This is a genomic window from Sorangium sp. KYC3313, from assembly GCF_052075895.1.
Taxonomy (GTDB): Bacteria; Myxococcota_A; Polyangia; order Polyangiales; family Polyangiaceae; genus Sorangium; species Sorangium cellulosum_B.
In genome coordinates, this window is record NZ_CP197255.1 from 12,167,810 (window position 1) to 12,191,404 (window position 23,595).

At 71.3% G+C, this 23,595-nt stretch carries 12 protein-coding genes; 5 read left to right on the top strand and 7 right to left on the bottom strand.

Features of this window, described 5'->3' with window-relative positions:
- Positions 1 to 11: 11 nt before the first annotated feature.
- Positions 12 to 1,028, bottom strand: coding sequence for an OmpA family protein (locus ACSRUE_RS46305; protein WP_441289139.1), 1,017 nt, complete (start codon positions 1,026 to 1,028; stop codon positions 12 to 14).
- Positions 1,029 to 1,181: 153 nt separating this feature from the next.
- Between ACSRUE_RS46305 and ACSRUE_RS46310 the strand changes: the two genes are divergently transcribed.
- The 3 genes from ACSRUE_RS46310 to ACSRUE_RS46320 all read left to right on the top strand — a co-directional run bounded on the left by ACSRUE_RS46310 (position 1,182) and on the right by ACSRUE_RS46320 (position 4,917).
- On the top strand, positions 1,182 to 2,135 hold the full coding sequence (locus ACSRUE_RS46310; protein ID WP_437761899.1) for a LysM peptidoglycan-binding domain-containing protein: 954 nt from the start codon (positions 1,182 to 1,184) through the stop codon (positions 2,133 to 2,135).
- On the top strand, positions 2,132 to 3,367 hold the full coding sequence (locus tag ACSRUE_RS46315; protein ID WP_437761900.1) for a serine/threonine-protein kinase: 1,236 nt from the start codon (positions 2,132 to 2,134) through the stop codon (positions 3,365 to 3,367). The genes ACSRUE_RS46310 and ACSRUE_RS46315 overlap by 4 nt, the downstream gene beginning before the upstream one ends.
- 104 nt (positions 3,368 to 3,471) lie before the next feature.
- Positions 3,472 to 4,917 (top strand): Ig-like domain-containing protein, encoded by a 1,446-nt coding sequence (locus ACSRUE_RS46320; RefSeq protein ID WP_441289140.1) that lies wholly within the window; start codon positions 3,472 to 3,474, stop codon positions 4,915 to 4,917.
- 3 nt (positions 4,918 to 4,920) lie between these two features.
- On the opposite strand, the gene ftsH is transcribed toward ACSRUE_RS46320, so the two are convergent.
- Positions 4,921 to 6,780 (bottom strand): ATP-dependent zinc metalloprotease FtsH, encoded by a 1,860-nt coding sequence (ftsH, locus tag ACSRUE_RS46325; protein ID WP_437761902.1) that lies wholly within the window; start codon positions 6,778 to 6,780, stop codon positions 4,921 to 4,923.
- A gap of 256 nt (positions 6,781 to 7,036) precedes the next feature.
- On the opposite strand from ftsH, the gene ACSRUE_RS46330 reads away from it, so the two are divergent.
- Positions 7,037 to 7,996 (top strand): DUF58 domain-containing protein, encoded by a 960-nt coding sequence (locus ACSRUE_RS46330; RefSeq protein ID WP_437761903.1) that lies wholly within the window; start codon positions 7,037 to 7,039, stop codon positions 7,994 to 7,996.
- On the top strand, positions 7,993 to 10,149 hold the full coding sequence (locus ACSRUE_RS46335; RefSeq protein ID WP_437761904.1) for a VWA domain-containing protein: 2,157 nt from the start codon (positions 7,993 to 7,995) through the stop codon (positions 10,147 to 10,149). Before ACSRUE_RS46330 ends, ACSRUE_RS46335 begins: the two co-directional genes overlap by 4 nt.
- A 96-nt stretch (positions 10,150 to 10,245) precedes the next feature.
- On the opposite strand, the gene panB is transcribed toward ACSRUE_RS46335, so the two are convergent.
- The 5 genes from panB to rpoB all read right to left on the bottom strand — a co-directional run bounded on the left by panB (position 10,246) and on the right by rpoB (position 23,262).
- Complete coding sequence (gene panB / locus ACSRUE_RS46340) at positions 10,246 to 11,193, bottom strand: 3-methyl-2-oxobutanoate hydroxymethyltransferase (RefSeq protein ID WP_437761905.1); 948 nt, start codon at positions 11,191 to 11,193, stop codon at positions 10,246 to 10,248.
- Positions 11,194 to 11,400: 207 nt separating this feature from the next.
- The gene (locus ACSRUE_RS46345) at positions 11,401 to 12,030 is read right to left on the bottom strand and encodes a GNAT family N-acetyltransferase (protein ID WP_441289141.1); all 630 of its coding nucleotides are present in this window, start codon (positions 12,028 to 12,030) and stop codon (positions 11,401 to 11,403) included.
- Between the two features lie 21 nt (positions 12,031 to 12,051).
- Positions 12,052 to 14,304 carry an HD domain-containing phosphohydrolase gene (locus tag ACSRUE_RS46350; protein ID WP_437761907.1) on the bottom strand — a complete coding sequence of 751 codons (2,253 nt, stop codon included), beginning with the start codon at positions 14,302 to 14,304 and terminating at the stop codon, positions 12,052 to 12,054.
- A gap of 396 nt (positions 14,305 to 14,700) precedes the next feature.
- A complete protein-coding gene (gene rpoC / locus ACSRUE_RS46355) occupies positions 14,701 to 18,984 on the bottom strand; it encodes a DNA-directed RNA polymerase subunit beta' (RefSeq protein ID WP_437761908.1) in 4,284 nt (1,427 codons plus the stop codon).
- A 141-nt stretch (positions 18,985 to 19,125) separates the two neighbouring features.
- Positions 19,126 to 23,262, bottom strand: a complete 4,137-nt coding sequence (rpoB, locus tag ACSRUE_RS46360; RefSeq protein WP_437761909.1) for a DNA-directed RNA polymerase subunit beta — start codon at positions 23,260 to 23,262, stop codon at positions 19,126 to 19,128.
- Between the last annotated feature and the right edge of the window lie 333 nt (positions 23,263 to 23,595).

Consider the following 23,595-nt stretch of genomic DNA (forward strand, 5'->3'; position numbering starts at 1 on the left):
CCACACGCGCGTTACCGGCCGCCGGCCTCCGCGTCCGCGCCGGTCGGATGCTCCTGCTCCGCCACCAGCGCGATCTCGATCCGCCGGTTCCTCGCCCGCCCTGCCGCCGTGTCGTTCGGCCCGACCGGGCTGAACTCGCCATAGCCGACCGTCGACAGGCTCCGCGGCGACATCCCGCGCTCGACGAGCCGCTTGACCACCGCCGTTGCCCTCGCCGCCGAGAGATCCCAGCTCGACGAAAACCTCGCGCTCTTCATCGCCTTCCGGTCGTTGTCCGTGTGCGCGGCGACCTGAAAGCGAAAGGCCGGCATCGTCCGGAGCACGCCGGCGATCTCGTCCAGCGCCGCCCGCCCTCCCTGCGTGAGCTCGGCCCTCGCGCCGTTGAACAGCGCGTCGCTCGGCACCTCGATGACGAGCTGCCCGCCGCGGAGCCCGACACGGACCTTCCCCGCGAAGGCCGCGCCCTTCAGCCGCTCCACGGCGTCGCGGATCCCGGCCGCCCGCGCCTCCGCTGCGGCCTGCTTCCGGCGCAGATCGTCGAGCTTGGCCCGCGTCTCCGCGAGCTCCGCCGACAGGCTGCCCCGCTCCCCGGCGAGCTGCCCCACGCTCTGCCCGGCGCTCCGGAGCCGCGCGGACAGCTCCTCGTTCATGGCGGCGAGCTCGTCGAGCCGCCGCGCGAGCCCCGCCTCGGCCGTCGTCGCCTCGGACAGCCTGAGATCGCGCGCCCGGAGGTCGTCCGAAAGGCGCGCCAGCTCCTCCTCGATGACGGCGGCCTGCGCGGACCGCTGCGCGGCCTCGGCGCGGGCGCTCTGGGCCTCGGCGCGGGCGCTCTGGACCTCGGCCCGCGCCTTGTCACCCGCCTCGCGCTCTCTCTGGATCTCCGCGCGCGCCTCGTCGTACAGCCCCTGCCGGACGAGGCAGCCCGGCGTCGCCAGCCCGAGCAGGCCGGCCGTGAGGAGCCGCGCCGCCGCAGGCGAGCGCCGCGAGAGCCACGTCGGGATCCTGCCGGACGTCGTCATGTCTTTCATGCGTCGCGCGCACTCTGGCACGAAACCACGGGCGCGACGAAATCGTGGCAAACGTTCCCCGCGCGCCGCCGCGCGAGCGGTCGCGCGGCGTCCCACGGCGCGCGATCCCCTGGTACCCTCGGCGGCGTGATGCCTCGGCGAGCTTGGTTTTCCGTGGGCGCCCTCGCGGCGACGACGCTGGTCGGCAGCGCCGCGGCGGCGTTCCCGCACGTCGTCCGCAAGGGCGAGACCCTCGCGCAGATCGCGGAGCGCACCTACGGACGCGTGCAGATGGAGCAGGTGCTCGTCGCCGCCAACGCGCTCGACGCGGGCGCCGGCGTGCCGATCATGCCCGGCCTGCGGCTGGAGGTGCCCGCGCTCGGCCACCACCGCGTCACCGCGGGCGAGACCTGGGCGATCCTCGCGGAGCGGCTGCTCGGCACCGCCGACCGGAGCGACGTCCTCGCGATCTCGAACGACACGTGGCCCTGGCTCGAGCCGACCGACGGGCAGGAGATCATCGTGCCGTACAACCTGCGGTACGTCGTCGGCCAGCACGACACCCTGCTCACCATCGCCTATCGCTTCCTGGGCAAGCGGGACCAGGCGTGGATGCTCGACAAGTACAACCACCTCAAGCAGGACCCGCTGCGCCGCGGCATGGTGATCCTCGTCCCGCTCACGGATCTGCCGCTCACGGCCGAGGGCAAGGCCGAGGCCGCGAGCTCCGGCGCGCTGGTGCGCTCCGAGGGGGCCGGCCGCGCGCGCGACGCCCAGCGCCGGGTCGACGCCGAGCTGCCGCAGCTCGCCGGCGACGTGCGGAGCGGCCGCTACATCGACGCCGTGGCGCGGGCGAGCCGCCTGCTCGGCTACGGCGATCTCGCCCGGGTGCAGATCGCCACGGTGCAGCGGCACCTGCTCGAGGCCTACGTCGCGCTCGACGCCACAGGGCTCGCCGAGACCGCGTGCGCCGCGTGGCGCGAGGCCGACCCCGCCGCGCGGCTCGATCCCATCGAGCTCAGCCCGAAGATCGTGCGCGCCTGCACCTCGTCGACGGAGCTGCACCTCAGGGCGCCTTCGCCGGATCCCGCGCCGCCGATCCCGGCGGACGCGGGCGGTGGGCGGTGACCTCGCTGCAGCCCGCGCCCGATCGCCTGCCCGCCGGGCACGGCGTCGCATCGCGGTACACCGTCGAGTCCGTCATCGGCGAGGGGGCCTCCGGCGTCGTCTACCGCGCCACCCGCGACGAGGACGGCCAGCGCGTCGCGCTGAAGGTGATCCACAGGCACCTCTCGGGCACGCCCCAGATCTTCAGGCGCTATCACCGGGAGGCCGCCATCCTGGAGCGCGTCGAGGGCCCTCACGTCGTCCGGATGCTCGACTTCGTCGAGGAGGGCGGGCTCCTCGTGATCGCGCTGGAGCACATCGACGGCAGCTCGCTCGAGGAGCTCCTGCGGGACCACGCGCCGATCGAGATCGACCTGGCGATCGAGATCGCCCTGCAGATCTGCGCCGCGCTGGAGACGGCGCACGCGGCGGGCGTGGTGCACCGCGATCTCAAGCCGGCCAACGTGCTCATCGAGCGCCCGGACGGGCGCGCGGGCGCCGCGCCGTCACCCTTCGCGGGCCGCGTCCGGGTGGTCGATTTCGGGCTCGCGAAGGTGGTGCACGGCGAGCAGCAGACGACCGGGCTCACCGAGAAAGACATGATCTTCGGGACGCCGGAGTACATGGCGCCTGAGCAGGTGCGCGGGGAGGACGTCGACCCGCGCAGCGACATCTACGCGCTCGGCTGCATCCTCTACGAGATGGCGGTCGGCGCCGTGCCGTTCAACAAGCGGACGCCCATCGCCGTGATGACGGCGCAGATCGCCGAGCAGCCGCTGCCGCCGCGCGCCAGCGAGCGCTCCGGGCTCATCTCGGCCGGCCTGGAGGCCGTCATCCTGAGGGCCCTCGCCAAGAGCCCTTCCGAGCGGCACCCGAGCGCCAGGGCGTTCGCCGACGCCCTGCGCGCCTGCCGAGAAGAACGGCGCGTCGTGCACCACACCCCCGCGAGCCTCGCGGACGCCGTCTCGATCACCGATCTCGCGCTCGAGCGGACCGGCCTGGATTACGCCGCGCCCGTCCAGGACGGTGCTTCCGTCTCGGGCGTCGGCCACGTCGACAAGCCGGTGACGCCCAGGGAGAGCGCGGTGCGCAGGGCGCTGCCCGAACGCACGGCCGCGGTGGTCCGCGAGACGCCCGCTGGCCCTGCTCCGACGGCGGGCGGCGCATCGCGTGAGCTCATCCTCTGGACCGTGGTGGCCATTCTCTGCGCGGCCGCGGGCATCGTGGTCGGCACGCTGTTCGGGGCGCGCTAGGACGCGCTGGAACGCAGCTGAAACGCAGCTGGGACGTGCCTGGCGCGCCGCCATCGGGGGCTGCGGCTATGGCGTGGAGCGCGAGGATCGTGGTAATCGTTCTCATGCGTTCCTTGCTGTCCGGCGGCGCAGCCCTCGCGGCTCTCCGCTCTGCTCGGCCCCGGCGGCGGCGCGCTCTCCCCTGCGCCGCCGCCGCGCTCGCCCTCTTCGCCCCCGCGGCCGCTTCGGCGTACGACTCGCTCGCCGTGCCGTGCGCGGACGACCCGCTCCAGTGCGCGCGGGGACCGCTCACGTTCCAGCGCAAAGACGCCATCCCGCTCGGGCTCGACTTCGATACAGGCTGGGTCCCGCCGGGCTCACCGCTCCAAGTCAGCCTCGGGGCGGCGGTCTACGCCGACACCCAGATCTCGTTGAGCGGAGCGCTCGAGGCGTCGTGGCCAGAGGCGCTCGCGCTCAAGGCGCCAGGCGCCCCGGAAGGAGGCGTGTTCAGCTGCGATATCGGACTCGATGTCAGCGCACAGGGACGCATCAGCGTTTCCGTCCTGGGCCAGGACTTCGACTGGACGGGTGATATCCCCTATGTGCCCCAGATCGATTTCCGGGTGCACGCCCGAGAGCAGTTCGACGCCTGGGGCTGGGAGCCGGGCATCACGCTGGAGAGCTCCACCGCGCTGCAGCGCGTTGCGTCCGTGTCGCTCGGCGACCTCATCGGCGGCTCGATCCCCGGCATCGACGGGAGGTTCGAGCTCGACATCGCGATGGACGTCGCGGCCCGCTACACGACCCATCGCGTGGCCATCGAGACGCTCGATCAGGCGACGGTGAGCGGAGGCGACGTCACCTCCGAAGGCGGAGCCTCCTCCGTGGACTACCTGGGAGGCCCGTCGGTCGAGCTCAACGTTCGTCCGGAGGGCTCGGTGCGGTACGACGGCACGCTCCACCTCGTCCCCGCGTTCAGCGTCAGCCTGCTGGGCCGCTCGTGGTCGATCCCGCTCGCCGACATCCCGCTCGCCTTTCCGCTCACCGAGCGCGAATGGGTCTTCGAGAGCGAGCGCGTCCATGTGCCGCTCCCGGACCTCGCGCTGGACAAGCAGGAGATCGATTTCGGCGCCGTGGAGGTGGGGCAGGCCAACGTGGAGCTCGTCCGGCTCTCGAACGCGGGAGAGGCGCTGCTCGATGCCGTCGTGACGACCGACGACGCGGAGAGCTTCGAGCTCGCGGACGCGGCGCTCGGGATCGACCCGGAAACGGAGATCGACCTCGCGATCCGCTTCGCGCCGAAGGCCAGCGGCGAGTTCGCGGCGACCGTCCTCGTCGAGTCCAACGACCCCGACCGGCCCGTGCAGAGGATCGCGGTGCGAGGGATCGGCGTCAGCGAGCCGGAGGCCCCGGCAGGCGGCGGCGAGCTCGCGGAGGAGGACGGCGGCTGCGCCTGCCGCGCGTCCGGGGGCGCGCCGCGCGGCAGCGCCGGCGGCCGGCCCTGGGCGGCCGCCGGCCTGTCGCTCGCCGCGCTCGCGGGCGGCCTCAGGCGCCGGCGGCGCGCGGCCTGAGGCTCACGCCGCGCTCGGCGGGCCCACGGCGATCTTCCGCCGCGTCGACACGGCCGCGATCTCCTGCAGCTCCTCGCCGCGCAGCGTCTCCTTGAGCACGAGCGCCTCCGCGACCGCCTCGAGGCCCTCGCGGCGATCGACGAGCAGCTGCTTGGCCTTCAGGTACATCTCGCCGAGCCGCTCCCTCACCTCCTCGTCGACCTCGCGGGCGGTCTCCTCGCTGCACGTGCGCTCCTCCTGGAGCACGCCGAGCATCGGCGCGCCGACGGTGCGCGCGAGCGCGGCCAGCCCGAGGCGCCGGCTCATCCCGAGGCGGGTCACCATCTCGCGGACGAGCGCCGTCGCGCGCCCGAGATCGTCGTGCGCGCCGCTCGACACCTGCCCCAGCGCGAGCTCCTCCGCCGCCCTGCCCCCGAGCATCACCGTGACGCGCGACTCGATCTCCTGCTCGGTGACCAGCTGGCGCTCGTCGCGGGGCACCTGGATCGTGACGCCGAGCGCGCCGATCGTGCGGGCCACGATGGACACCCGCTCCACCGGATCGGCGGCCGGCAGCGCGAGCGCGACGAGGGCGTGCCCGGCCTCGTGGTAGGCCACGCGCCGCCGCTCCTCCGCGGTCATGATCTGCCCGCGGCGCCGGAGCCCGAGCTGCGAGCGATCGAGCGCCTCGTCGAAATCGGCCTGTCCGATCTCCCTCGCGCCGCGCCGCGCCCCGGACAGCGCGGCCTCGTTGACGATCTTCGCGAGATCGGCGCCGACCATGCCCGGCGTGCGGCGCGCCACGAGCCCGAGATCGACGTCGCTCGCGAGCGGCACCCGCCGCGCGTGGACGGCGAGGATCGCCTCGCGGCCCCGCAGATCGGGCCGATCCACGATGACCTGGCGATCGAAGCGCCCGGGCCGCAGGAGCGCCGGATCGAGCACCTCGGGGCGGTTGGTGGCGGCCATCAGGATCACGGTGGTGCGCGCGTCGAAGCCGTCGAGCTCGGCGAGGAGCTGGTGGAGCGTCTGCTCTCGCTCGTCGTGGGTCGCGAGGGCGCCGAGGCCGCCCCGGGTCCTGCCCACGGCGTCGATCTCGTCGATGAACACGATGCTGGGCGCGCTCTTGCGCGCCTCCTCGAAGAGCTCGCGGACCCGCGCGGCCCCGAGCCCCACGAACATCTCGACGAACTCGCTCGCGTTCAGCGAGAAGAACGGCACGTTCGCCTCGCCCGCCACCGCCCGCGCGAGCAGCGTCTTGCCGGTGCCTGGCGGCCCGATGAGCAGGAGGCCGCGCGGGATCCGCCCGCCCAGCGAGCGGTACCTCGAGGGCTCCTTGAGGAAGTCGACGACCTCGACGAGCTCGTCCTTGGCCTCGTCGACGCCGGCCACGTCCGAGAAGCGCACCGGATCCTGCCTGGATCGATCGTAGATCTTCGCCTTGCTGCGCAGGAACCCGAGCGGCCCGCCGGCCCCCTGCCCCGCCCGCCGCAGCATCATGAAGAACGCCACATTGATGAGGAGGAGCGGCAACATCCAGATCGCCACCTGCACCCACACCGACGTCTGGGGGCTCTTCGCCTCGATGCGGACCTGCTTGTCGAGCAGCGCCCTCACGAGCGGCTCGTCCTCGACGCCGGGCAGCCGCGTCACGCGGACGCGCTCCTCCGGTCGTTGCGGGCTCTCGCGGCGGATCAGCTCGATCTCGTCGGGCTTCACGATCGCAGCGGAGATCTCCCCGCGCCGCACCTCGGCGACCGCCTCGTCGTACGGCACGAACGGGCGCCCTCGTGACCTGACGATCCCGGAAAGGACCAGGATCCCGATCGCGATCAGCAGGTACCCGAGCCACGCGCGCGACGCCGGCCTCTTCTCGTCAGCCATTCCACGGAGCTGATGTGCGGCGGGCGTCGCATCGGCAAGCCCTCGCCCCCGGAAGAACGGGAAAGCCCACGAGAAAGGCGCGCGAGGGAGGGAGCCGAGGAGCGTCCCCGAGCGCGGCTCGGCGCGCCGCCGGCGCGCGGCTGCCGCGCGTCCACCCCGCAGCGCCGACGCACGGCAGCCGCGCGTCCACCCGCAGCGCCGACGCGCCGCTGCCGCGAGGTGATCGCCCGGTGGATCCAGGCTAAGAAGCGACACCGTGCCGCTCGCCTCCGACCGCGCCTCGCTCGCCGCGTTCCCCATCGACTGGGGCGGGCTCGCCCCGCTCCGCCTCAAGTCGCGCGCCGTCGCCGAGGGCGTCTACGCCGGCATGCACCGGAGCGTCCGCAAGGGCGCGGGCGTGGAGTTCGGCGGCCAGCGGCCCTATGTGCCCGGCGACGATCTCCGCTTCTTCGATCGCCGCGCCCTGCTCCGCCACGATCGCCTCATGGTGCGCGAGTTCGAGACCGAGACCGATCGCGCCCTGTGGCTGTGCGTCGACGCGACCGCCTCGATGTCGTACCGCGGCCGGCGCGCGCCCGGCGCCAAGCTGGCCTACGCGGCGCTCATCGCCGCGGCCATGGCCCGCGTCGCGCTCGCCACCGGCGACCCGGTGGGGCTCGCCTGGCTCGGCGGCGCCGGCACCCACGGCCTGCCCGCGATGGCGGGGCGCGAGGCGTTCGAGCGGATCGTCGGCGCCCTCGAGGCCACCTCCGCCGCCCAGGACTGGAGCGGCGACGCCGGCGCCGTCGAGCGCGCGCTCGCGCCCATCGCGAAGAAGGCCCGCCGCGGCGCCGTCGTCCTGCTCATCTCGGATCTCATCGATCTCGCTCATGAATCCGGCGCGGCCCCGTCGGGCGCCGATCGCGCGCTCTCGGCGTTCACGTCGCTCAGCACCGGCGGCCGCACGCTGATCGCCCTCCAGGTCCTCGATCCCAGCGAGGCGACGCTCGACTTCGAGGGCAACGTGCGCCTCCGCGCGCTGGAGGGCGGCGCGGTCGTGGAGGCCGACGCGGGCGCGGTCCGCGCGCAGTACCAGGCGCGCCTCGCCGCCCTGGCCGAGGCCTGGTCGCGGGCGCTCGCGTCGCGCGGCGGCCGCCTGCTCCGCGCGACGAGCGCCGATCCTCCGACCGACGTCGTCCGCGCGCTCGTGCAGGCGATCGCCGAGGTGCGCCGATGAGCTTCGTCACGCTCGGCGCGCTGCTGGTCGCGCTGCTCGTCGGCGCGCCGGTCGCCGCGCACCTCCTGCGCCGTCGCCGCGCCGAGGAGCGGCCGTTCCCGCCGGCGCGCCTGGTCCCGCCCACGCCGCCGGCGGCCCGGCGCCGGAGCCTCCTCGAGGACCGCGCCCTCTTCGCGACCCGGGCCGTCTCGGTGCTCGCGCTCGCGGTGCTCGGCGCGACGCCGCTCCTGCGCTGCTCGCACCTGTCGCTCAGCCGCAGGGCCGGCGCGTCGGTCGCGCTCGCCATCGTCGTCGACGACTCGCTCAGCATGCGGGCGCGCCCGGACGGCGCCGAGGGCGCCGCGCGCGACGGGCGGTCGATCAACGATTCCTCGCACGCGCCCTCGCGGTTCGAGCGCGCGCTCACGGCCGCGCGCGAGCTCGCCGGCGGCCTCGCTCCCGGCGACGCCGCGGCGCTCGTCCTCGCGGGCGCCCCGGCCCGCGTCGCCCTCGCGTCGACCACCAACCTCGCCGCCGTCGGCGAGGCGCTCGCCGCGGTAGCGCCGTCGGACCGCGCCACCGACATCGACGGCGCCCTCGCGCTCGCCCGCGATCTGCTCCGTGGCCTGCCGCAGAGCGACAAACGCATCGTGCTCCTCAGCGACCTGGCGGACGGCACGCCCGGCGCCCCGCCCATCTCGGGCACCCCCGACATCGCCACGTGGGTGCCGCTCCAGGAGCTCGAGGCGACGGGCCAGGACTGCGGGATCGTGCGCGCCGATCGAGCCGGCCAGAAGGCGCGCGTCCGCGTCGTCTGCACCGCCGCGTCGACCGCGGCGCGCGGGCCCGACGTCGCCGTCGCGCAGCGAGACGGCGGCGCGGACGCGCCGCCCGCCGCGGGCTCGGCCGCCGCAGGCGCCTCGGCGACAGGCGCCTCCGCCGCGGCGGGGCGATCCCTCGAGGTGCGCGCCGGCGACGCCGTGCTCGGCAAGGTCGCGCTCGATCCGGCCCTGCGTGCCGAGGAGCTCTCGATCGACCTCCCGGCCGGGACGCCCGAGATCCTGATCGCCGCGCTCACCGGCGGCGACGCGATCGCCGAGGACGATCGCGCCCCGATCATCTCCGCCGGCGGCCCGCTCTCGATCGCGGTCGTGGTCGACCCCGCGACCACGCACGTCGAGACGGGCGGCCCGCCGCCGCTCGAGCAAGCCCTCTCGGCGCTCGACCTGGAAGCGCAGATCAGGCCGCTGCCCTCGGTTCCGGAGCACGCGGACGAGCTGGCCGCGCACGCGGGGCTCATCATCGACGATGCGCCCGGCTTCACGCCGGAGGTGCGCCGCTCGCTCGCCGCGTGGGTCGAGCGCGGCGGCGTCGCGCTGCTGACGCTCGGCCAGCGCGCCGCCGCAGCGCCGCTCGGCGCCGGGTTCGAACCGCTGGTCCCGGGCGTCGTCCGCTGGTCGGCCTCCCCGGTGCCCGGCGTGGATCCGGCGACGGCGGGCTGGCTCGGCCCGTCCGCGCCCGGCCTCGCCGACGTCGCCCCGCGCGGCCGGGCGACGCTGGGCGCGGAGGCCTCGGAGGGCGCCGAGGTGCTCGCCCGGTGGGCGGACGGCGCCCCGTTCCTCGTGCGCCGCCCGCTCGGGCGCGGCGTGGTGCTGTTCATGACGCTGCCGCTCAGCACGGAGGAGAGCGACGTCGCGCTGCGGCCCGCGTTCCTGTCGTTGCTCGACGGCTTCGTCGGCGCCGCGCGCGCCCGCGGCGGCGCGCGGCGCCTCGCCGCGGGCGAGCTGTGGACGTTCGACGGCTACCACGACGTCAAGGTCGAGCGCGTGCGGGTCGACCGCGACGGGGCCTCGCAGGGCTCGCGGTCGCGCGAGGCGCTCCCCGTCGCCGAGGTCGAGCGGCGCCTGCGCGTGTCTCCGCCGCTCGCCGGCCTCTACGAGCTCACCCTGGACGGCGAGCGCTCGACGCGCGTCGTGTCGGTCCCGGAGCGCGAGATCGACCTCCGCCCGCGGCGCGTCGCCGAGAGCGCCCGCGCGGCCGAGCTGGGCGGCATGGCCGCATCCATCGACGGGTCGCCCTACGTCGCGCTGCTGCTGCTCCTGTTGCTCGCGGTCGAGCTCTTGCTGCGCGCCATCGGAGGGCGGCAGGAGCCGGCGGAAGGCCAGGCGAGCTGAGGCTGGCCCCCTCCGGCGCGCTTGCCCGTGCCTGCCGGCGCGGAGCAGCCGGCGTCGAGTCGCGTCAACCGACCGCGCCGCACCGCGCTGCCGCGCTCAGTGCGTCTGCCAGTGCGGGGGGATCTCGTCGGCCGGCGCGAACTCGGTCTTGGCCGGCGCGGCGGGCACGCTGGCGGCCCGGCGAGGCCCGTTCGGCTTGAAGCTGTGCTCTGCAGCGGGGAACGAGCGCGACTGCACCTCGTCCACGTAGGCGCGCGTCGCCTCCACGATCTGGTCGCCGACCTCGGCGAAGCGCTTCGCGAACTTCGGCGTCAGCTCGCGGAACATCCCGAGCAGGTCGTAACAGACGAGCACCTGCCCGTCGCAGCCGGCCCCGGCGCCGATCCCGATCGTCGGGACGGAGACCGCGGCGGTCACCTCCTGCGCGAGATCCGGCGGGATGGCCTCGAGCACGATCGCGTAGGCGCCCGCCTCGTCGAGGACGCGCGCGTCGGCGATGAGGCGCTCGGCCGCCTCGTCGCCCTTGCCCTGCACCTTGAAGCCGCCCATCGCGTGCACCGACTGCGGCGTGAGCCCGAGGTGGCCCATCACCGGGATGCCCGCGGCGACGATCCGGCGCACGTGCTCGGCGATCTCCTCGCCCCCCTCGAGCTTGATGCTCTCGAAGCTGCCCTCCTTCATCATGCGCCCGGCGTTCTCGAGCGCGTGCATCGGAGAGAGCTGGAAGCTCATGAACGGCATGTCGCCCACGACGTGGGCCCGCCGCGCGCCACGCGCCACCGCGCGCCCGTGGTAACAGATCTCCTCGACCGTCACGGGGAGCGTCGTCGTGTGCCCCTGCACGACCATCCCCAGCGAGTCGCCGACGAGCAGCAGATCGGCGCCGCCCTCGTCGAGCAGCCGCGCCATCGTGAAGTCGTAGGCCGTCACCATCGCGATCGGCGAGACCCCTTTGCGCGAGCGGATCTCGGGGACCGTGACCTTCGTCGAGCGCTGCGCTGGCCTGCGTGCGCTGCCGCCACCGTTGCCTTGCGGACCGTACATGTGCCTCCGGGTCGCGGCCGCACCCGCGGTCCACGCCTCGGGACAAGCTAGGGCGGCGCCCGCTGCGGGGCAAGACGCGGCGCGCGGCGGTCGCGGGCCGGGAAGCCGCAATCTTCAGCGTTCTCGCCTGGTTGCCGTCTGGTCGCCGCCCGGCAGGGGCGAGCGGCCAGGACGCCGCGCAGCGGCGCGATCACAGGAGCGGCCGGATCAACCGTGGCGGGGGCCGGCGCCGCGGACGGGGTGCGCTGCCCCCGTCGTTCGCGACCCACCCGGAGGCGCGGACCTCGGGTTGGTCAGCGCGGTCAGGACGTGATCGCGCCAGGCGCCGTCGATGAACAGGTAGTCGCGCGCATACCCCTCGACGGCGAAGCCGAGGCGCCGGAGCAGCCGGCCGCTGCGCTCGTTGTGCGGCAGGTAGTTCGCCATCACCCGGTGGAAGCCGAGCGTGTCGAACATGTACGCGATCGCCGCCTCGATCGCCTCGAACATCAGGCCCGAGCCCACGGCGCGCTGGTCGAGCGAGTAGCCGAGGGTCGCGGCCTGGAAGGCGCCGCGGACGAACTGCGTGAAGTTGCAGACCCCGATCACCTCGCCGCCGGGGGCGCCGCGCCACTGCAGCGCGAGGCGGAGCGCGCGATCCGCGGCGAAGTCCTCGTGGTCGCGGAGGAGGCGCTCGCGCCAGAACGCCTCGGTGTAGAAGCCCTCGGGGCGCGGCGGATCCCACCGCGCCAGGTGGTCGCGGTTGCGCTCGAAATAGGCGAGGTAGCGGCCAGCGAGCTCGACGGGAGCGATGAAGAGGCGCAGCCGCGGGGTCTCGATGCAGACGGGGCTCTTCAAGGGGCCTCCAGCGCGGCGCGCCTAGGACAAGGTCCCTTCGTCGAGGCGCCGCATCCCTTCGAGGAGCAGCGCCTCGGGTGACGCGGTGATGCTGCGGGTGCTGGGCGAGAAGCTCGGGTCGAGGCGGAAGTCGCCCTCCCGGAGCGTGAGCATCCGGTAGAACGCGTCCTCGCCCTGCGCGCCGGCCCAGAGCGCATGGACGACCTGCCCATCGGCGAAGTGGATCTCGCCGGCCATGGAGTTCGCCTGGATCTTGAGCGCGCACGTCTTCCGGCCGTGCCAGAGGATCTGGATCATGTCCGGCAGGCCCATCTCGGCGAGCGAGCCGGACACGCCGCGGGGGACGGCGGTCGTGGAGCGCCGCTCGATGAGCTGGCGGAGCTTGGCGGCCATGACGTCGGTCGACGCCGGCTTCGAGACGAAGTCGTCGACGCCGAGATCGAAGGCGCGCTGGGCGGTCTGCCGGTCCGTCTTCGCGGTGAGGATGACCCACGTCTTGTCGCGGCCGAAGCCGAGCTTCAGCGCGTCGGCGCGGAGCGCGAGGCCGGCGTCGGGCTCCTCGAGGTCGATCTCGCTGACGACCACCTCGATGTCCTTCGTCTCGAGCTCGCGGCGCGCCTGCGCCACGTTGCGCGCGATCGAGACCTCGAAGCCCTGCTCGAGCAGGCGCAGCTCGAGCACCGTCGTCTCCTCGGGATCCGGGTCGACGATGAGCGCCTGGTGCCGATCGGAGAGCAGCTTCGCGCGCATGTCGTCGCCCGTCATGACCTGGCGGAAGAGATCGACGATGTTCGGATCGAAGATGGTGGCGCGGTACTGCGCGAGCACGTCGCAGGCCTCCGGCGGGCGGAGCGCCTTGCGGTACGGGTTGCGCGGGTTCTGCGTGAGATCGGCGTAGGTGTCCGCGACCGCGAGGATGCGCGCGCCGAGCGGGATCTCCTTGCCGGACAGGCCATCGGGGAAGCCGCTGCCGTCGTAGCGCTCGTACATCATGCTGATCGCCGAGACGACCTCCTGCGGCAGCCCCACCGACTCCATGAGGTGCGCCGGAAGATCGACGCTCTTCGTCGCGGCGAGCCGGTGCCCCTCGTACTCGGCCACGTTGAGCGCGGTGAGGTGGTACGGGCCGTTCTTGCCGAGGTCGTGCAGGTAGGCCGAGGCCACGTAGCTCGCGACCGTCGTCGGCGGCAGGCCGATGCGCTCGCAGAGCTTGCGCACGATGCGGGCGACCGTGGAGGAGTGGCCTCGAAGGTCTTGCCGCGCGTTCTCGAGCAGGCTCACGAGGACGTTGAGCGTCTCGACGTACGCGTGGGTCGTCGTCGGATGCGGCGGCGGCGGGGGCGGCGCCGCGGCGACCGGCGCGGAGATCGGCGCGGGAGCGACGTGCTGCTGGGGGGGCGGCGATGGGGGCACCGGCGTGGGCGGGGGCCCGGCCGGGGCCACGCGGGGCGGTGCGGAGGGCGCCCGCATCACCGCGGGCACCTGCGGCGCCGTGACGAGCGCTGCAGGCACCGGCGCCGCCTGCGTGGGCGCCGCGTGCGCCGGCTGCACGTGCATCGCCTGCGGGTGCATCGGCGCCGCCTGCGTGGGCGCCGCGTGCGCCTGCAGCCCGTGCATCGTCTGCCCGTGCATCGTCTGCCCGTGCGCCGGCTGCGGGACCACCGCCGGCACGTGCGTCATCGACGCGCGCTCGTGCGTGATCGAGGCGCGCTCGTGCGTCATCGACGCGCGCTCGAACGGGTTATTGCTGTTGGTGTAGAGGATCTCGTCGAACGAGTTGACCGGGCGCAGCAGCGAGTTGAACGCGGTCGTGTCGCCCCGGTAGTGGTACGCGATGGCCGCGCGGACCGCCGCCGGCCTGGCGACGATGGCGCGTACGTCCCGCACGCCCGCGGCGAGCCGGATCTCGTGCAGCGCGACGTCGTTGTCGGGATCCGCCGTCGCGACCGAGAGCGTCGTGTTCCGATCGTCGAGCAGCACCGGGAAGACGCCGTGCAACGTCGCGGTGATCGCCGAGACCTTGGCGAGCACGCGGGGCTCGATGATCGCCTTCGAGAGCTTCTCGGTCGAGACGAAGCGGGTGTTGTGGACGGTCGCGATGAACTTCAGGAGCTCGGCCTCGTTGACGATGTCGAGCTCGATGATGACGTCCTCGATGCGGCCGCGCGTACGCATCGCGTACTCCACCGCACGACGGTGATCGTCCGGGGTGATGCGCCCCTCGAGGACGAGGCGATCGGCAATCCGCTGGTTCAATCCTTGAACGGAAGCCATCGAAACCCTGATTCTACCCAGAAATTGGAGGTGGCGCGCCCAAGAACCCTCGCGGAACGGGAGCACGCGGGGAGAGCTGGCCAGCCGCTCGCGGCGTATGCAGCCATGGGGTGCGCTCGAGGAATGAGAGCAGAGCTCGGCGCGGCGCGCGAGCCCCGTGAGCATTCCAGCCGACGCCGGTTGGCTGGCGATGCCCGCGCGACCCGATACGCTGCGACGTGGAAGTGAAGACTGGCTCCGGGTAGGCGCGCGCGCCACGTCCGGCGCGGCTCGCCAGCCCGGTGAGCCGGGGGCGAAGGGCAAAACGCCTCCCGAGCCGCCGCGAGCGCGCTTCGCGAGATGGGCGGCGCGCCCGGGGTCGGGGTTGGATCCCGCCCTGGGCGCGCCTGCAAGCCGCTACTCCTCGTTCACGGCCGTGAGCGTCTCCTCGGGACGCGGCCGGGGGGCGACGTACGGCGCTTGCGCCACCGGCTCGCCCTCGACCACGACCTGGAGGCGCTTGTAGGCAGGCAGCCCCGTCCCGGCCGGGATCAGGCGGCCCATGATGACGTTCTCCTTGAGACCGCGGAGATCGTCCGTCTTGCCGTTGATCGCGGCCTCGGTGAGCACCTTGGTCGTCTCCTGGAACGACGAGGCGCTGATGAACGACTCGGTCGACAGGCTGGCCTTGGTGATGCCGAGGAGGAGCGCCTCGGCGATGGCGGGCTTGCCGCCGCGCTCGAGCACGGTCTCGTTCTCCTTCTCGAAGATGTGCTTCTCGACCTGCTCGTCCACCAGGAAATTCGTGTCGCCGACCTCGCGCACCCGGACCCGCCGGAGCATCTGCCGGACGATGACCTCGATGTGCTTGTCGTTGATGCCGACGCCCTGGAGCCGGTACACCTGCTGGATCTCGTTCACGAGCCAGGCCGAGAGCTCCTTCTCGCCCTTCACCCGGAGGATGTCGTGCGGGTTCGGCGGGCCGTCCTGGAGGGGGTCGCCCGCGCGCACCCGGTCACCCGGCTGCACCTGGATGTGCTTGCCCTTCGGGATCAGGTACTCGCGCGCCTGATCGCCGAGCGCGTGCCCGTCCGGCGAGTACGGCGTGATGATGACCTTCCGCTTGCCCTTCGTGTCCTTGCCGAACGTGACCTCGCCGTCGATCTCGCTGATGATCGCGTGATCCTTCGGCTTTCGGGCCTCGAACAGCTCGGCGACGCGGGGCAGACCGCCGGTGATGTCCTGCACCTTCGTCGTGTCGCGCGGGATCTTGGCGATGACCTCGCCGGCCTCGATGAGATCCCCCTCCTGCGCGACGATGTGGGCGCCGACAGGGAGCAGGTAGCGCGCCTCGAGCTCGCTGTTCGGGAGCTTCAGCGTCTTGCCCGACTCCGGGTCCTTCAGCGAGATGCGCGGGCGGACGTCGGCCGCCTTCGACTCGATGACGACCTTTCGCGAGAGGCCCGTCACCTCGTCGAGGCGATCCTGCACGCTGACGCCCTCGATGAGGTCGCCGAACTTCACCACGCCGGAGACCTCGGTGAGGATCGGCGTCGCGAACTGGTCCCACTCGGCGAGCAGCTCGCCGGGCTTGGTGCGCTCGCCGTCGGCCTTCTTGAGGATGGCGCCGTAGACGAGGCGGTTGTGCTCGCGCTCGCGCCCCGTCTCGTCGACCACCACGATCTCGCCGTGGCGGTTCATGACCACCATGGTGCCGTCCTTCTTCTTCTGGACGACCGCGCGGCGGAGGCGGACGGTGCCCTCGGTGCGGGCCTCGAGGTAGCTCGCCTCGATCTTGCCGCGCGCCGCGGTGCCGCCGATGTGGAAGGTGCGCATCGTGAGCTGCGTGCCCGGCTCGCCGATCGACTGGGCGGCGATGATGCCCACCGCCTCGCCGATGTTGACCCGGTAGCCGCGCGCGAGGTCACGCCCGTAGCACAGCGCGCAGACCCCGCGGCGGAGCTGGCACGTGAGCACCGAGCGGATGACGACCTCCTCGATGCCGGCGTCCTCGATGGACCGCACCGCCTGCTCGTCGAGCTCGGTGTTCGCCGTGATGAGCACCTCGCCGGTGAGCGGGTCGACGACGTCCTCCAGCGCGACGCGGCCGAGGATGCGGTCGCCGAGCGGCTGGATGACCTCGCCGGCCTCCTCGAGCTTCGCCACGCGGATGCCGTCGAGCGTGCCGCAGTCGAACTCGGAGATGACCGCGTCCTGCGCCACGTCGACGAGCCGCCGGGTGAGGTACCCGGAGTTCGCCGTCTTGAGCGCCGTGTCGGCGAGCCCCTTCCGGGCGCCGTGCGTCGAGATGAAGTACTGGAGCACGCTGAGACCCTCGCGGAAGTTCGCGGTGATCGGCGTCTCGATGATCTCGCCGGACGGCTTGGCCATCAGGCCGCGCATCGCGGCCAGCTGCCGGATCTGCTGCGTGGAGCCGCGCGCGCCGGAGTCGGCCATGATGTAGATCGGGTTGAAGCTCGGCTCGATCGACTCCTTGCCCGTCTCGTGGTCGACGACCGTCTCCTTGCCGATGCCGGCCATCATCTCGGTCGTGACCTGGTCGGCGATGCTCGCCCAGATATCGACGATCTTGTTGTACCGCTCGCCGTCGGTGATGAGCCCCTCCTGGTACTGCTCGACGACGCGCTCGACCTCCTTCTGCGCCTCGCCGAGGAGCACCTTCTTGGCCGGCGGGATCACCATGTGATCCATGCAGATCGAGATACCCGCCCGCATCGCGTGGTCGAAGCCGAGCGTGCGGAGCCGGTCCGCGAGGAGGACGGTCTCCTTGTTGCGGTGGATGCGGTAGCAGACGTCGATGAGCGCCGAGAGCGCCTTCTTGTCGAGGGTCTTGTTCGCGTACTCGAACGCGACCCCCTTCGGGAGGACCTCGGAGATGATGACGCGGCCCACCGTCGTCTCGACGATGCGGCGCTTCACGTGGCCGAACTCGTCGAGCTGCGGGTTGCCCTCGTCGTCGATGATCGGGACGCGGACGCGGACGCCGGCGTGCAGCGCGACCTCGCCGTTGTCGTACGCCATCCGCACCTCCTCGAGGGAGGCGTAGACGCCGCGCAGGTAGCCCTGCGCCACGCCGTCCTCGCCGAAGGCGAGGGTGTCCGCGCGGTACGACCCCTTCTCGAACTTCCGCTCGCGGGTCGCGTAGTAGAGCCCGAGCACGATGTCCTGCGTCGGGTTGATGATCGGCTTGCCGCTCGCGGGCGAGAGGATGTTGTTCGTGCTCATCATGAGCACGCGCGCCTCCATCTGCGCCTCGACCGACAGCGGCACGTGGACCGCCATCTGGTCGCCGTCGAAGTCGGCGTTGAACGCCGCGCAGACCAGCGGGTGCAGCTGGATCGCCTTGCCCTCGATGAGGACGGGCTCGAACGCCTGGATGCCGAGGCGGTGGAGCGTCGGGGCGCGGTTCAGGAGCACCGGGTGCTCGCTGATGACCTCCTCGAGGATGTCCCAGACCTCCGGGCGCTCCTTCTCCACCATCTTCTTGGCGCTCTTGATGGTGTTGACGTAGCCGCGCTCTTCCAGCTTGTTGTAGATGAACGGCTTGAAGAGCTCGAGCGCCATCTTCTTGGGCAGGCCGCACTGGTGCAGGCGCAGCGTCGGGCCCACGACGATGACGGAGCGGCCCGAGTAGTCGACGCGCTTGCCGAGCAGGTTCTGGCGGAACCGGCCCTGCTTGCCCTTCAGCATGTCGGAGAGCGACTTGAGCGGGCGCTTGTTCGGGCCGGTGATCGTCTTGCCGCGGCGGCCGTTGTCGAACAGCGCGTCGACCGCCTCCTGCAGCATCCGGCGCTCGTTCCGGATGATGATCTCCGGCGCGTTCAGCTCGAGGAGCCGCTTCAGGCGGTTGTTGCGGTTGATGACGCGGCGGTAGAGGTCGTTGAGATCGCTGGTCGCGAAGCGGCCGCCGTCCAGGGGGACGAGCGGGCGCAGATCCGGCGGGAGCACCGGGATCACGGTCAGCATCATCCACTCGGGCCGGTTGCCGCTCTCACGGAACGCCTCGACGACCTTGAGGCGCTTCGCGAGCTTCTTCCGCTTGGCCTCGCTGGTCGCGGCGCGCATCTCCGTCCTGAGCAGCTCCGCCAGGCCGTGGACGTCGACCTGCTTGAGCATCTCGAGGATCGCCTCGCCGCCCATGCCGGCGCTGAACTTGTCGTCACCGTACTCGTCGAGGAGCTGCAGATACCGCTCCTCGCTCAGGAGATCGCCCCGCATGAGGCCAGTCTCCTTGGGATCGATGACGATGTACGCCTCGCAATAAAGCACCTTCTCCAGGTCCTTGAGCGTGATGTCGAGCATGTTGCCGATGCGCGACGGCAGGCTCTTCAGGAACCAGATGTGGGCGACCGGCGTGGCCAGCGAGATGTGCCCGAGCCGCTCGCGCCGGACCTTCGACTGGATGACCTCGACGCCGCACTTCTCGCACACGATGCCACGGTGCTTCATGCGCTTGTACTTGCCGCAGTTGCACTCGTAGTCCTTCACAGGCCCGAAGATCTTGGCGCAGAACAGACCATCGCGCTCCGGCTTGAACGTCCGGTAGTTGATGGTCTCCGGCTTCTTCACCTCGCCGTGCGACCACTCGCGGATCTTCTCCGGGCTCGCGAGCGAGATGCGGATGGCGCTGAACGACAGCGGGTCCTTGGGCTTCTCGAAGAAGCTGAAGATGTCACGCATGGAGACCTCCGGAGACAGAAACGAAACCGATGAACCTGTCCGCGCCCACTGTTTGAGCCTTCGGGAGCGCGCCGCCCGCGCGGCGCGCCTCCCCTGCCGTCACCGAGAAGGCGCGCGGCGCTCGTGACGTGACCAACTGCATCACTCCTCTTCCTCCGCGGCCGACGCCTCCACGCCTGCGCTCGTCTCGACCAGCTCGACGTTCAGGCACAGCGACTGGAGCTCCTTGATGAGCACGTTGAAGCTCTCCGGCAGCCCCGCCTCCAGGGTGTAATCCCCCTTCACGATGGCCTCGTACATCCGGGTGCGGCCCATCACGTCGTCGCTCTTGACGGTGAGGAACTCCTGCAGCGCGTAGGCCGCGCCGTAGGCCTCCATCGCCCACACCTCCATCTCGCCGAGCCGCTGCCCGCCGAACTGCGCCTTGCCGCCGAGGGGCTGCTGCGTGACGAGCGAGTAGGGCCCGATCGAGCGAGCGTGGATCTTGTCGTCGACCAGGTGGTGGAGCTTCAGCATGTACATGATGCCCACCGTGACGTTCTGATCGAAGGCGTCGCCCGTGCGCCCGTCGAAGAGGATCGCCTGACCCGAGGTCGGGAGACCTGCGAGATCGAGGGCGCCCTTGATGTCCGACTCGTGCGCGCCGTCGAACACCGGCGATCCCATGAACACGCCCTCATCGACCGTCTTGACGAAGCGCTTGACGTCGCCGTCGTCGAGGTTGTCGAAGAAGCCGTTCATCGTCTCGTCGCCCGCGTAGATGGCCTTCAGGTGCTCCTTGATCTCGGCGCTCGCCCGCTGCTGCTCGATCATCTGCGTCAGCTGGTTGCCGAGCTCGAAGGCGCCCCACCCGAGGTGGATCTCGAGGATCTGACCGACGTTCATGCGGCTCGGCACGCCGAGCGGGTTCAGCACGAGATCGACCGGCCTGCCGTCCTGCAGATACGGCATGTCCTCCTCGGGGAGGATGCGGCTGATGACACCCTTGTTGCCGTGGCGGCCCGCCATCTTGTCGCCGACCTGGAGCTTGCGCTTGATGGCGATATAGACCTTCACCATCTTGATGACGCCCGGCGGCAGCTCGTCGCCCTTGGAGAGGCGATCGATCTTGTCGCGGAAGTGCTCCTCGCGCGTGCGGACGAGCTCCTCGAGGTCGCGCAGGATCTGCTGGACCCGCTCGGCGTCGTCGACGGGGATCTCCCCCCAGTACTTGCGGGGGATCTCGGCGAGCGAGGGCTCGTCGATGATGGCGCCCTTCTGGAAGAGCACCTTGCCCTTGTCGTCGACGAGCTTGCCCGTCGCCTCCTTGCCGAGGAGGAGCTCGCGGATGCGGCGGAAGAACGAGTCGCGGAGGATCTTGATCTCCTCGTCGCGCGTCCGCTCGATCCTGGCCCGCTCCTGATCCTCGATGTCCCGCGCGCGATCGTCCTTCTCGGTCCCCTTGCGCGAGAACACGCGGGCGTTGATGACGATCCCGCCGACGCCGGGCGGCACCTTGAGCGAGCTGTCGCGGACGTCTCCGGCCTTCTCGCCGAAGATCGCCCTGAGCAGCTTCTCCTCGGGCGAGAGCTGGGTCTCGCCCTTCGGCGTGATCTTGCCGACCAGGATGTCGCCCGGCCGCACCTCGGCCCCGATGCGCACGATGCCGGAGTCGTCGAGGTCCTTGAGCGCCTCCTCGCCGACGTTCGGGATGTCGCGGGTGATCTCTTCCTTGCCGAGCTTCGTGTCGCGGGCGACGCACTCGAACTCCTCGATGTGGATCGAGGTGAACACGTCGTCCTTCGCGATGCGCTCGGAGACCAGGATCGAGTCCTCGAAGTTGTAGCCCTGCCACGGCATGAACGCGACGAGCACGTTCTGGCCGAGCGCGAGCTCGCCCATGTCCGTCGACGGGCCGTCGGCGAGCACGTCGCCCTTCTTCACCACCTCGCCCGTCCTGACGACCGGCTTCTGCGTGTAGCAGGTCGACTGGTTCGAGCGCTGGAACTTCATGAGGTGGTAGATATCGGGCACCTCGGCGCCCTCGCCCTCGGCGCGGACGACGATGCGCGTCGCGTCGACGCTCTCGACGACCCCGGGGCGCCGCGCGATGACGCAGACGCCGGAGTCGCGGGCGAGCCGCTCCTCCATGCCGGTGCCGACGAGGGGCGCGTGCGACACGACGAGGGGCACGGCCTGACGCTGCATGTTGGCGCCCATGAGCGCGCGGTTCGCGTCGTCGTGCTCGAGGAACGGCACGAGCGCGGCGGCGACCGACACCATCTGGTTCGGCGCGACGTCCATCAGCTCGACCATCTCGGGCGTGACGATCTTGAACTCGCCGTTGTAGCGGGCCGAGACGAGCGACTCCTTGAAGCGGCCGCCCTCGTCGAGGTTCACGGTCGCCTGCGCGATGTACTTGCCCTCCTCTTCGAGCGCGGAGAGCCAGATCACGTCCTCGGTCACCCGGCCGTTCTCGACCTTCCGGTACGGCGTCTCGACGAACCCGAACTCGTTCACGCGGGCGAACGTCGACAGCGACGCGATGAGGCCGATGTTCGGACCTTCCGGCGTCTCGATCGGGCAGATGCGGCCGTAGTGGGTCGCGTGGACGTCGCGCACCTCGAACCCGGCGCGCTCGCGGGTCAGGCCGCCCGGGCCGAGCGCCGAGAGGCGGCGCTTGTGGGTGACCTCCGAGAGCGGGTTGGTCTGGTCCATGAACTGCGAGAGCTGGGAGCTCCCGAAGTACTCCTTCACGACCGCGCTGACCGGCTTCGCGTTGATCAGATCGTGGGGCATGAGCGTGTCGATCTCCTGCGACATGCTCATGCGCTCCTTGATCGCGCGCTCCATGCGGACGAGGCCGATGCGGTACTGGTTCTCCATCAGCTCACCGACCGCGCGCACGCGGCGGTTGCCGAGGTGATCGATGTCGTCGACCGAGCCGCGCCCGTTCTTGAGCTCGATCAGGTGACGCACGGTCTCCAGGATGTCCTGGGGCGTGAGCACCGTGAGATCGAGCCCCGGCCGCTCGTCCTCGGGGACATCCCGGTAGAACTTGTAGTTCAGCTTCAGCCGGCCGACCTTCGACAGGTCATAACGCTCGGCGTTGAAGAACAGGTTGTGGAACAGGGTCTTGGCGGTCTCGAGCGTCGGCGGATCGCCCGGCCGCAGCCGCCGGTAGATCTCCAGGATCGAGTCCTCCATCGTCTTCACCTTGTCGGTGAGCAGCGTGTCGCGGAGGTACGAGCCGACGTTCAGGCCGTCGATGAAGAGGATGCGGAACTGCTCGATGTTCGCGTCGCGCAGCCGCTCGAGCTTCGCCTCGGTGAGCTCCTCGTTCACCTCGACCACGACCTCGCCGGTCTCCGGGTCGACGATGTCGTGCGCCGCGACCTTCCCGACGAGCTCCTCCGGCTCGAGGCTGAGCCGCTCGAGCTTCGCCTCCTTCATCTTCCGGATGGCGGCACGGGTGAACTTGGTGTTCTTCTTGACGATGACGTCGTTGCCGATCTTGATGTCGCGCGTCGTCCGCTGACCGGCCAGGAGATCGTACTCGATGCTCTTCGCGTACTTTCCACCCTTCTCGAGGTACACGGTCTCGGTCGAGTAGAAGTAGTTCAGCAGGTCCTGCGTCGAGTACCCGAGCGCGCGCAGGAGCACCGTCGCGTGCATCTTCCGCCGGCGATCGATGCGAACATAGATGATGTCCTTCGGGTCGAACTCGAAGTCGAGCCACGAGCCGCGGTACGGGATCACGCGCGCGGAGTAGAGCAGCTTGCCGCTCGAGTGCGTCTTGCCCTTGTCGTGATCGAAGAAGACGCCGGGGCTACGGTGCAGCTGGCTGACGACGACGCGCTCGGTGCCGTTGATGATGAACGTGCCCGTCTCGGTCATCAGCGGGAGCTCGCCGAAGTAGACCTCCTGCTCCTTGATGTCGCGCACGATCCGCTCCCCGCCGTCGCGGGTGTCGTAGATCATCAGCTGGTTCGTGACCTTGATCGGCGCCGAGTAGGTCATACCGCGCTGGCGGCACTCATCGACGTCGTACTTCGGCGGCTCGAGGTTGTACGAGACGAAGACGAGCTCGCTCGTGCCGTTGAAGTCTTTGATCGGGAAGACCGAGCGGAACACCGCCTGCAGCCCGACCTCCTCCCGCTCGTTCGGCGGAACGCTCATCTGGAGGAATTTGTCGTAGCTCGACTTCTGGATGTCGATCAGGTTGGGGACGTCGATGATGCGACGAACGCGACCCAGGTTCTTACGGACGCGGAAGTTGGATTGGACGACCGACGGCATCGATTTCCTCCGGCTCACACGAGCGGTGCGGGGCGGGCGCACGGCTCGAACCGAGCAACGAACACGAAGCTACGCACGAATGGCGAGCGAGCGTCCCCAGGGAATGAGGACCCAAAACATCTTGGTTGTGGGGGCAGAGCGGACCGCGTGGCGACCCATTGAGCTCCGACGTTGGCCGAGGACCCGCACCCGCGGTCCTCTTCAGGATTGACCGAGGACCCGTACTCGCGGCCCTCTTCAGCGTTGCGCGAGGGCCCGCAAACGCGGTCCCGTTCATCAGACAAAAGCGGGACGTGCGGCAGGGACGACCGCCCCTGCCGCCGTCCGCCGGCG